This window comes from Flavobacteriaceae bacterium GSB9 (assembly GCA_022749295.1).
Lineage (GTDB): Bacteria > Bacteroidota > Bacteroidia > Flavobacteriales > Flavobacteriaceae > Flavisericum.
Genome location: CP062007.1, coordinates 2,695,951 through 2,707,706 on the forward strand (window position 1 = coordinate 2,695,951; position 11,756 = coordinate 2,707,706).

Annotated in this window: 9 protein-coding genes; 8 read left to right on the plus strand and 1 reads right to left on the minus strand. The window is 36.4% G+C overall.

The window, feature by feature from the left end; translation table 11 throughout:
- Positions 1–88 precede the first annotated feature (88 nt).
- The 8 genes from GSB9_02370 (at position 89) to GSB9_02377 (ending at position 10,548) form a co-directional block, all read left to right on the plus strand.
- The gene (locus tag GSB9_02370) at positions 89–871 is read left to right on the plus strand and encodes a DUF3108 domain-containing protein (protein UKM65799.2); all 783 of its coding nucleotides are present in this window, start codon (positions 89–91) and stop codon (positions 869–871) included.
- A 6-nt stretch (positions 872–877) separates the two neighbouring features.
- Complete coding sequence (locus tag GSB9_02371; GenBank protein UKM65800.1) at positions 878–1,795, plus strand: tryptophan 2,3-dioxygenase family protein; 918 nt, start codon at positions 878–880, stop codon at positions 1,793–1,795.
- Between the two features lie 26 nt (positions 1,796–1,821).
- Complete coding sequence (locus tag GSB9_02372) at positions 1,822–3,072, plus strand: peptidoglycan DD-metalloendopeptidase family protein (protein ID UKM65801.2); 1,251 nt, start codon at positions 1,822–1,824, stop codon at positions 3,070–3,072.
- A 1-nt stretch (position 3,073) separates the two neighbouring features.
- Positions 3,074–4,693, plus strand: a complete 1,620-nt coding sequence (gene pgi / locus GSB9_02373) for a glucose-6-phosphate isomerase (GenBank protein ID UKM65802.1) — start codon at positions 3,074–3,076, stop codon at positions 4,691–4,693.
- A gap of 159 nt (positions 4,694–4,852) precedes the next feature.
- Complete coding sequence (locus GSB9_02374) at positions 4,853–7,456, plus strand: TonB-dependent receptor (protein ID UKM65803.1); 2,604 nt, start codon at positions 4,853–4,855, stop codon at positions 7,454–7,456.
- 11 nt (positions 7,457–7,467) lie between these two features.
- Positions 7,468–8,580 carry a hypothetical protein gene (locus tag GSB9_02375; protein ID UKM65804.1) on the plus strand — a complete coding sequence of 371 codons (1,113 nt, stop codon included), beginning with the start codon at positions 7,468–7,470 and terminating at the stop codon, positions 8,578–8,580.
- Positions 8,581–8,652: 72 nt separating this feature from the next.
- The gene (locus GSB9_02376) at positions 8,653–10,002 is read left to right on the plus strand and encodes an endonuclease (protein ID UKM65805.2); all 1,350 of its coding nucleotides are present in this window, start codon (positions 8,653–8,655) and stop codon (positions 10,000–10,002) included.
- Positions 10,003–10,107: 105 nt separating this feature from the next.
- Positions 10,108–10,548, plus strand: a complete 441-nt coding sequence (locus GSB9_02377; GenBank protein ID UKM65806.1) for a hypothetical protein — start codon at positions 10,108–10,110, stop codon at positions 10,546–10,548.
- A 69-nt stretch (positions 10,549–10,617) separates the two neighbouring features.
- On the opposite strand, the gene GSB9_02378 is transcribed toward GSB9_02377, so the two are convergent.
- A complete protein-coding gene (locus GSB9_02378; protein ID UKM65807.2) occupies positions 10,618–11,673 on the minus strand; it encodes an endonuclease/exonuclease/phosphatase family protein in 1,056 nt (351 codons plus the stop codon).
- Between the last annotated feature and the right edge of the window lie 83 nt (positions 11,674–11,756).

The window sequence follows — 11,756 nt, forward strand, 5'->3', positions numbered from 1 at the left end:
TTTTATTTTTGGAACAGTAATTGTAATTTCTTTACAGAAAACAATAAATAATGTATATAGAAGTTACATTATTCAAGTCCCAAATACAATGAAAAAAATATTACTAATATTAACAGTTTTTGCTTCGTTTCAGGCGCTTTTTGCACAGCAAGAATCGGCTTTCGGTGATGGCGAATGGTTTAAATTTAGGATGAGCTATAGCAATTGGTTAAAAGCTGGTAATGCTACACTCACCGTAAAAGATTCTAAACTGAACGACAAAGATGTATACCATGTGGTAGGCAAAGGTTGGACTACGGGCATGATTAAATGGTTTTTTAAAGTGAAAGACAGGTATGAAACTTATTTTGATAAAAAAACCATTAAGCCTTACAAATTTATAAGAGATATAGACGAAGGCGGATATACCAAGAATTTAGAGATTAATTTCGATCAAGACAATAACAAGGCCTATATAACCGATAAAAAACACAACACAAAAAAGGTAGTCGATACCAAACCCAATGTTCAGGATTTGGTGTCTGCATTTTATTATTTAAGGAATAATTTGAATACCAGTGAATTAAAAGTTGGTGACGAAGCAAGGGTCGAGATGTTTTTTGATGAGGAAAGCTATGGTTTTAAGCTAATTTACTTGGGTGAAGAAACTATAGAAACTGATTTTGGTTTTATAAAGTCTTTAAAGTTTAGACCCTATGTAATGGCAGGTCGTGTTTTTAAAGAAGAAGAAAGTTTAACCTTATGGGTATCCAACGATAAAAATAAAATACCATTGCGTGTTAAAGCCGATTTAGCCGTAGGTTCGCTCAGGGCAGATTTAGAAGCATTTAAAGGGCTTAAGCATCCTTTTAGAATAGTAGTTAATAATTAACAGACTTTGAAAACCAACATAAACAAAAAACTAAAAGAAAAGTACGAGGCCATTGACCAAGATGTTGAGGCACATTTGGAGGGTTTGCTGCACAGCAAACCCATTAATTATTGGGATTATGTCCAAACCGATGCTTTGCTAAACTTGCAAGTACAGCGTACCGTTTTTCCGGACGAGAAGGTTTTTATTATGTACCACCAAATTTCAGAATTGCTTTTTAAAATGATTCTTAGTGAAATCGAGCAGGTGGCTAAAGCAGATACTGTAAGTGTAGATATTTTTACCGATAAAATTATGCGCATCAGTCGCTATTTTGATGTGCTTACTTCGTCGTTCAGCATTATGAAAGATGGCATGGATATCGACCAGTACAATAAATTTAGAACAACTTTAATACCAGCCAGCGGTTTTCAAAGTGCTCAATACAGAAAAATCGAGTTCGCATCTACCGAGCTTATCAATCTAATCGATAAACGGTTTCGGGATACAATCGATAGAAATTCATCGTACGAGCATGCTTTTGAGCATCTGTATTGGCAAGCGGCCGGCAAAGACTTCAAAACAGGAAAAAAGACTTATACTTTATCGGCTTTTGAAGCCCGATATAAAGAGGAATTTATTAGATTTACAAAATTTTATCAATTTAATAATTTGTGGACCAAGTTTAAAACCCTACCCAAAGCTTCACAGGCCAATAAAGATTTGATAAAAGCCATGCGCCATTACGATTATACCGTCAATATAAAATGGGTTATGGCACATTATAACACGGCAAATCATTATTTGAACATTGGAGGGAAAACAACAGAAGCCACAGGAGGAAGTGAGTGGGTAAAGTATATGCACCCAAAATACCAAAAAAGAATATTTTTTCCAGATTTATGGACAGAGAAAGAAAAAGAGGAGTGGGGAACAAGTGTTTAATCTTGCTAGTGTGCATAGCAAGTTTTATGGGCTGTAAAACAGAAGAAAAAAAGCCCACAAATGAAAAAAATGAATTAGCCGTAGTAGAAGAGCCCAAGGAAGTCTTTGAATTTGGGTTTAAACTCAACGATTACATTGTAAAGCGAGACACTATTAGAAGTGGCGATAGTTTTGGTGAAATTTTAGAGCGCAACAAAGTAGGTTATCCCAAAATTTTCCACATCGCTGAAAAGGCAAGGGATACTTTCGATATTAGGCGGCTCCAGGTTGGTAAACCCTATACATTACTTTGCACTAAGGATTCCTTAGAAACGCCCAAATGTTTTATCTACCAACCTAATTTGGAAGATTTTGTGGTGATTAATTTTCAAGACTCCATTCATGCCTACACTAGTACCAAGCCCATTAAATATGTAGAAAAAACAGCTACGGGTGTAATTAACAGTAATATTTCTGAAACGCTGGAGGAACAAGGTTTAAGTCCGAGACTAGCTTATAAAATGGCCGATGAAATTTATGCATGGACTATCGATTTTAGGCGTCTTCAAAAAGGCGACCGGTTCAAGGTAATTTATACAGATAAGTACATCGACGATAGTATTTACACAGGTTTACACGATGTAAAAGCAGCTTATTTTGAGCATAATAGCGAGCCATTTTATGCTTTTAGGTTTCAAACCGATAGTGTTAAGGGCATAGTAGATTATTTTAACGAGGAAGCCAAGAATTTACGCCGGGCGTTTTTAAAGGCTCCCGTAAAGTTTAGCCGAATATCTTCGCGCTACAACTTAAAAAGGCGTATTGCAGTTTATGGCTACAAAGTGCGCCCGCATAAAGGTACCGATTTTGCCGCGCCAATAGGTACGCCTATTATGGCTACCGCCAACGGAACGGTTACCGAATCGAGAAGAAGGGGCGGTAACGGTAATTATGTAAAAATACGGCACAATGCGACATACGAAACCCAGTATTTGCACATGAGTAGGCGCAAAGCTAAAGTTGGTGATTTTGTTAAGCAGGGTGATGTTATTGGCTGGGTTGGAATGACGGGGAATACAGGTGGTCCGCACGTTTGCTACCGTTTCTGGAAACACGGTAGACAAGTAGACCCCTTTAAGCAAAAATTACCAGAAGCTAAACCTATTTCAGATAGCCTTAAAGTAAAATATCTCGATTTTATCGAACCTATTAAATATAAATTGGATAATTTGTATTTTAAACCAGAAATAAAAAAAGACCAACCTGTTCAACCCGTAATCACTCAAGCAAATTCGTAACATGGCACTACCAACTAACAATCCAACAAGCACAAACGCCTGGAAAAAATTACAGGGACATTTTGAAAACGTTAAAAGTCTTCAAATGAAAGATTTATTTGCAAAAGATGTTAATCGTGCAAATAATTTTACCATAAAATGGGATGACTTTTATGTTGATTATTCTAAAAACCGAATTACAGAGGAAACCTTAAAATACTTGTTGCAATTGGCCGATGAGGTACAGTTGAAAGATGCCATAAAAAGTCAGTTTTCTGGTGAAACCATAAATAAAACCGAAGGCAGAGCTGTATTGCACACAGCGCTTAGAGCACCTAAAACAGCCGATTTTAAGGTTGATGGTGTAAATGTTATGCCCGAGATTGATGGTGTAAAAGAAAAAATAAAAACCTTTACTAATGAAGTTTTAAACGGCGATAGAAAAGGGTACACCGGAAAACCATTCACCGATATTGTTAATATTGGTATTGGCGGATCCGATTTAGGCCCAGCTATGGTGGTTGATGCTTTACAATATTATAAAAACCATTTAACAACGCATTTTGTAAGCAATGTAGATGGCGATCACGTCAACGAGGTTATCAAAAAGTTAGATCCTGAAACCACATTGTTTGTAATTGTTTCAAAAACCTTCACAACTCAAGAAACTCTTTCAAATGCTAATACCATTAAAGAATGGTTTTTAAAATCGGCTTTAGAAAACGCCATAGCTAAGCATTTTGTGGCGGTATCTACAAACATTAAAAACGTTAAGGCATTTGGTATTGATGAAAACAATATTTTTCCTATGTGGGATTGGGTTGGTGGTCGTTTTTCATTATGGAGCGCTGTTGGTTTAAGCATCAGTTTAGCCGTCGGTTACGATAATTTCGATAGTTTGTTAAGTGGCGCACATAAAATGGATGAGCATTTTAAAAATGAAGATTTCAGCTCCAATATCCCAGTAATCTTAGCGCTTATTAGTGTTTGGTACAATAACTTCTTTGAAGCAGAAAGCGAAGCTATTATTCCATATTCGCAGTACTTAAACCAGTTCGCCACCTATTTGCAACAAGGAATCATGGAAAGCAATGGTAAAAGTGTCGATAGAAATGGAAAACCAATAGACTACCAAACGGGAACCATAATTTGGGGAGAGCCTGGCACAAATGCCCAGCATGCCTTTTTCCAATTAATACATCAAGGCACCAAATTAATACCTGCCGATTTTATTGGTTTTGCCGAATCGTTGCATGGTAACCAAGACCATCAAGATAAATTAATGTCTAACTTTTTGGCGCAAACCGAAGCTTTGTTAAATGGTAAAACCGAACAGCAAGTTATAGCAGAGAGCACGCAATCTAATGTCATCGCATTCAAGGTTTTTAAGGGGAATAAACCTACAAATACCATCTTTATTAACAAATTAACCCCCGAAAGCTTAGGAAAATTAATAGCCATGTACGAGCATAAAATATTTGTGCAAGGTATTATTTGGAATATTTTTAGTTACGATCAATTTGGCGTTGAATTAGGAAAGCAATTAGCCAATAAAATTTTGCAGGAATTTAACAATAGCGCAACAAACAGCCATGATTCCTCAACTCAAAATTTGTTGAATTATTATAAGGGAAAACGATAATTTACTTCTAAAAATATCGTAAAAAACTAAAAAAGGTGCGAATATTTTAAATGTTTGTGCCTTTTTTTTATGAACAAATTTAGCTTTTGTTAACAATACGGTAAACTTAAAACATTGATTTTGCGTATTTTTGCGTCGACTAATTTCAAATAATTAATTATGAAAAGAACTACGCATTTTTTAATGTACGCTGTAGTGTTATTGTTTTCTACAGTTTTAATGGCGCAAAGTACCGTGTCTGGTACTATTTTGGAAGCAGGGACAAACATTCCGCTTCCTGGTGCTAATGTTATCGAGAAAGGCACCTCTAACGGTGTAACCACCGATTTTGATGGTAACTTTAAACTTACAACCCAATCTTCATCGGGAGAGATTGTAATTACATTTATAGGTTACAATTCAAAAACAATTTCTTTTTCCGGCGACCTTAACTTAGGTAACACAGTATTAGAGTCGAGCCAAGTGGGCTTAGATGAAGTTCAAATTATTGCCTCTGTAGCTGTTGATAGAAAGACCCCGGTAGCGGTATCAACAGTTAAGGCACAAGAGATTGAGTTAAAATTAGGAACTCAAGAGTTTCCTGAAATTTTAAAATCAACACCGGGTGTTTATGCAACAAAAGCAGGTGGTGGTTATGGAGACGGTAGAATTAATCTTAGAGGGTTTAATTCTGAAAATGTGGCTGTTATGATTAACGGTATTCCTGTAAACGATATGGAAAATGGTAGAGTATACTGGTCTAACTGGGCAGGACTAGGAGATGTTACTTCAACAATGCAGGTTCAAAGAGGTTTGGGTGCTGCTAAGATTGCTGTTCCGTCTATAGGTGGGACCATAAACATTATAACAAAAACTACTGATGCTGAAGAAGGAGGTAACGTGTATACAACCTTGGGTAACGACGGTTATAAAAAATATGGGTTAACATACTCTACAGGTTTGATGGATAATGGTTTTGCCGCAACAGTTTCTGCAGCTAAAACAGATGGCGATGGTTATGTTGATGGTACTGAGTTTACCGGCCTATCTTACTTTGTGAATATTTCTAAAGAAATTAATGAGGCGCATACATTATCATTTTCTGCTTTTGGAGCGAAACAACGTCATGGCCAAAGGCAAAACATGCAATTAATTGAAACATATAGGCTTGCTGAAAGCGGAAGAAAGTTTAACGCCGATTGGGGGTATAAAAACGGTCAGGTTACTCATCAAGAAGACAACTTTTATAACAAACCCCAAATGTCTTTAAACCATTATTGGGATTTAAACGATAATACCTCTATAAACACCTCTGCATATGCATCTTTCGGATCTGGTGGTGGTGGTGGAACCGCTGGAGACTATAAATTTGGTTTTGACGCTACTACAGGTCAGGGCGATTACAGAATAGGAAATTTTGGCCCTATAGATTTTGATAAAATAGTAGATGAAAATGTGGCTGCCGGAGCAAACGGAGCAGAAACCTATTTAAGAGCTTCAAGAAATGATCACAACTGGTACGGTGTTCTTTCTACATTAAAGACCAATCTTTCTGATGATTTAGTGTTGTTGGCAGGATTAGATTATAGAAACTACAAAGGGATACATTTTTCTGAAGTAACAGATCTATTAGGTGCTCAGTACGCTTTAGATGATGGTAACGTTAACAACCCAAATGCAGCACTACAAGTTGGTGACAAAAGAGATTATTACAACGACGGTTTAGTTGGATGGTTAGGAGCTTTTGGTCAGTTAGAATATGATGTAAACGAAAACTTCAACACGTTTATATCATTAGCAGCATCTAACACATCTTACAAAAGAATTGATTATTTTAACTATTTAGATAGTGACCCATTACAAGAAACAGATCGTTATAACTTCTTTGGGTTTAGTGCAAAAGGTGGAGCTAACTATAGAATTGACGGAAACCATAATGTATTCGCAAACCTTGGGTATTTTGAAAAAGCACCAGGTTTTGATGCTGTTTTCTTAAACTTCTCCAATGATAACATTAACGCCGATGCCGAAAACCAAAAAATATCTAGTTTTGAATTAGGTTATGGTTACAGAGGAGAAAAATTGTCTGCCAACCTAAACCTTTATCACACAAGATGGAATGATAGAACTGAAATTGCTTCGTTTCAACAGCCTGACGGAACGAGAGCGGCTGCAAACATTCTTGGGGTTAACGCAATTCATCAAGGTATTGAGTTAGATTTTGTTTATAGACCAACTAATAAATTAGATGTTACAGGAATGGTTTCTTTAGGAGATTGGACGTGGGATAACAACGTACGAGACGTGAGAATTTTTGATGAAGATCAAAATGAAATAAATGATTCTCCTGTAAACTTACACATTGCTGGTTTGAAGGTAGCTGATGCTGCCCAAACCACTGCGGCATTGGGGTTAAACTACAAGTTTTCGACAGACACAAAATTAATAGTTGATTATAACTATTATGCCGATTTATATGCGGATTTTGACCCTAGTGATAGAGGGTTGTCACCAAATCTAACTCCAGAGGAAGTTGATGCTATTTTGGCTACAGACCCAATGCAAACTTGGAAAATGCCAGATTATGGACTCTTTGATGTAGCAATGACTCATGGGTTTAAATTTGGGCCTTTTGATGCCAGTCTAACTGCACGAATGAATAATGTATTCGATACTGAATACATTTCTGACGCTCAAGATGCTACTGGTTCAACTGCCGATACAGCTTTGGTTTACTATGGTTTCGGAAGAACCTTTAGTGTTGGTGCAAAACTTAACTTTTAAAAACATTGAAAATGAAAAGAATAATTTTTTACTTATTAATTATAGGAACCACCACATTGGTTGGGTGCAATCCTTTAGATGATATTTATGATGAAATTGATGCGAAAGACACTCCTGTTGTAGGAGATGTTGTTTATGAATTAACAGACGAAGATTATGACGAACTGGATTTAAATTTTGGTAATTTTAATTCTGTAGACGATGCTAAAGAAATGATACCTGGGCTATTGTCAGATTTATATCCTGTTTGGGGGCAAGGTTCATCAGCTTTGGTGACTTTTAAATGGTATAATCCAGTTGAAACCTATGAGGCTGAAGTTTACGAACTATCTGATGAAGAGCATAATGCAATTACTGGTAATACCTATGGTAACTTCGATGAAAATGGTCATGTATATGAGTATTTAAATGCTACTTACCCTGATGCTGAAGAGGGTGATTTTGTGTCATTGCGATATCGTTTTTATAACGGATCAGAAAGTACGCTAACAGATGGTTTTGCTTACGAAGACGGTGAATGGATAAAATTTACAGGTTTTACCGAAGACCAATACGAAGCTATGGGCGAAGGGTTTCCTAACTTTTCAAGTGAAGACGAAGCCAATCAGAAAATTCCAATTGCGCTTCTAGATGTTTACAAGTATAACCCTAAAAATGCTGGCGATATAGTGTTGTCTATGTATGAGTTGTATGTAGGAGGAGGCGTAACAGAAAGTTATACTGCAGCTTATATTTTCGATGGAGAGGTTTTTATGCCCTATGATAATGTTGCAGAAGAAACGATTCAGTTTGGACACGACGGAACAACTTGGGTGCCAGATAATACAATAAAGTATACTTTGTCTAGTGCAGATGTAACTTTTATTTCAGATACATTTATCGATAAATACCCAGGTCCAGCAGATAACGTAGGATTCTTTGGAAGTTTTGATAGAAGATCAGGAAGTTCAAATTATTGGTCTGATGATATGTTATTGGAAGCCTTTAATGCATTATTGGATAATATAAATCCAACTGCAGAAGAAGGTCAAAAGTATGTGCTTACATATATTATTTATAATGGCTCTACAACCAATGAGACTAAGAGTGTTATAAAAGAGGGTGGCGTTTGGATATACCAGTAAGCAAAGACCCTTAAATAGAACATAACCTCTTGCCTTGTTTATGGGTAAGGGGTTTTTTTAACAAGAATTTTTATGAAGAAACTATCAATATATATTTTACTAACAATTTTCATGGCCTGCAGTAGTTCTAGCAATGATGATACGCCAACTCCCGAACCAGAGCCCAATCAACTTCCCGTTGCTGTTGACGATACAGCAACAACAATAGAAGATGAGGAGGTCGACATTCAAGGTTTGCTTGACAACGATACGGTAGTAGACAATGCAAGAATAACATCGTTTGATGCAACAACTGTTCAAGGTGGAACCGTTGAAGACAACCGAGATGGCTCCTATGCTTACACGCCGCCAGCAGGTTTTGTTGGCAAAGATTCCTTTATATACACCCTTTGCGATCGTGATGACGAGCCCGATTGCTCAACGGCAACGGTAACCATTACAGTAACCGATGAAGGAAATCCTACTGCTGAAAACGATGCCATTATGGCTCTTTTCAATAGTACTAAAACAATAACAAATCTTCTTGAAAATGATGTTCTTATCGACGATCCAGAAATAGCTTCCGTTGATAGCTCGTTATCCTTAGGAACAGTAATATTAAATTTTGATGGCTCTATAAGCTATACGCCTCAAACGGATTTTTTGGGTGAAGATACATTCACCTATACGATTTGTGATGACGATACACCAGAACCGTCTTGCTCCACGGCAACGGTTACGGTAACAGTTATTCGAGCAGCTAGTTTTAACATTCCCGTTGAACTACAAGGTTACTATGAAGGGGTGATTTTTTCAGAAGATAGTGATTTAACTTTTGAAGAAGTAGAAAATCTTACTGTAACCAAACACACTACAATATTGTCGTATGGTCAAAGGCACAACTATTTGTACAACGCCGATGCCGATTTAAGCAATAGTGATAACGTAATTTTAATGTACTCTGGTGAAAGCCGATACTGGAAAGAGTACACCTCTGGAACAAACTCATATTCGCCACAAACTTTTAACACAGAGCATATTTATCCGCAGTCGTTATTAACTGCTGAAAATGCCGTAACCGATTTGCACCACTTGCGAGCTTGCGATGCCTCTGTTAATAGCGATAGGCTTAATTATCCCTTTGCCGACGGAAGTGGGGCGTATCAATTAATTGGAGAAACCTGGTACCCGGGAGACGAGTGGAAAGGGGATGTGGCAAGAATGGTTTTATACTTAAACATTCGCTATGGGGAAACTTTCACAAAAGTAGGTAGTCTAGATTTATTTTTAAAGTGGAACATCGAAGATCCTGTTTCTCCATTCGAAGCGCAACGAAATAATGTTATTTATGCTGCACAGGGCAATAGAAATCCTTTTATTGATAATCCGTACATAGCCACTCTAATTTGGGGAGGTGATGATGCCGAAAATAAGTGGAATTAACAGTGGTTTAGTGGAATGAAAAGATTTAAAAACCGTTTCAAAGTGAAGCGGTTTTTTTATGTTTTAAATTGCTACATTTGTAACAACAAATAAAATTAAAAATTCATGTACGACGTTGTAAAATCACTGCATTCTTATTGGGCATATTTAGTATTATTGGTTTTGGTAATTGCCACCTTCAATGCCATAATTAAAACTTTTGGAGATAAAGAATACGAAGCCAACGATTTTAGAAAATCATTATTTACACTAATTGTTTCCCATATTCAATTGCTTATTGGTTTGGTGCTTTATTTTGTGTCACCAAGATTGCAACTTTTTAGCGAATTGGGCATGGGTGAAGTTATGAAAGATGCAACAAATAGGCTCTATTTAGTTGAACACCCCCTCATAAATATTATAGCCGTTGCATTAATAACCATAGGCTATTCCAAACATAAAAAGAAACTGACTTCAAAGGTTAAATTAAAAACTATTGCCATATTTTACAGCATCGCACTGGTTCTTTTTTTGTCAAGAATTCCTTGGAATACATGGTTTGCATAAAACACAATTTGAAACAATTATAAACCAACAGGGCTATTAAGTTATTTAGAATTTAATAGGTCTTTTGTTTTAATCTTCAGAAGCCGTTCTAATCAAATAGATATATACCGGAAAATGGTCACTAAAACCGTTGCTAAAACCGCTATTGCTCCAACTTCGGTGCGGATAGCCTTTGTAAGTACCGCTATCTTGAATTAAGTAATTTTTATTGAATATGCTGGCTTTATATAATCTAAATGATGTAAAGTCTTTTTCCAGAAATGGTTTGGTAACCATAATTTGGTCAAACAAGCTCCAATTGTCGCGATAGGCTGTTGTGCCTAAACCATCGTTGTAAAAGTCCATATAGGGGTTGTAAATACCCTTTAAGGGAACTTTTTCTTGTTTGTTTTTCGCTTTTAAAATTTTTTTTACGCTTTTATTGTTTGGGTTGTCGTTTAGATCACCCATGGTTATAATTTTGGCATAGGGGTCTATAACGTGTAACGAGTCTATTAAATATTTGTTCAATTTTGCAGCAGCTATACGTTTAGGTTCGCTTCGGGCTTCACCACCACGTCTGGATGGCCAATGGTTTACAATAACGTGTATCAGATCGTTTTCAAGTTTACCACTTACTAACAGTTGGTCTCTGGTGTAAATCCGTTTTTGATTTTGGTCGTCAAAAATTTTTAATTCATGTCTACTTGAGCTTATTGGAGTAAAGGCCTTTTTTTGATACAACAATGCCACATCAATACCCCGCACATCAGGCGCATCAAAATGAATAATGCCATAATCTTTATCGATTAATAGAGAATCGTTTACTAAATCTTCTAAAACGGTTTTGTTTTCAACTTCACAAACTCCAATTATACTGGGCGAATTATTGGAAACATCTTTGCCTATGTCAGAAATCACCTTGGCCATGTTTCGTATTTTTTGCTCGTAAGCATTTTGTTTATTGGTTTTTAGCTCCATTATGGGGCTATACTCGTCAAACTTTTTGGGGTCGTTAATGGTGTCGAACAAATTTTCAAGATTATAAAAAGCAACCGTGTGAATTTTATAGGTCTTTTTTTGGGCTTCAACATGAAAACTCAAACTGAATATGGCAATGAAGAGATAGATTTTAAATACACTCATAATGGTAGCGGTATACTTTTTTAAACACAAAACCCAAGCCAAATTTATATATTTATTATAAATGTCGTAAATTTCTACTGTAA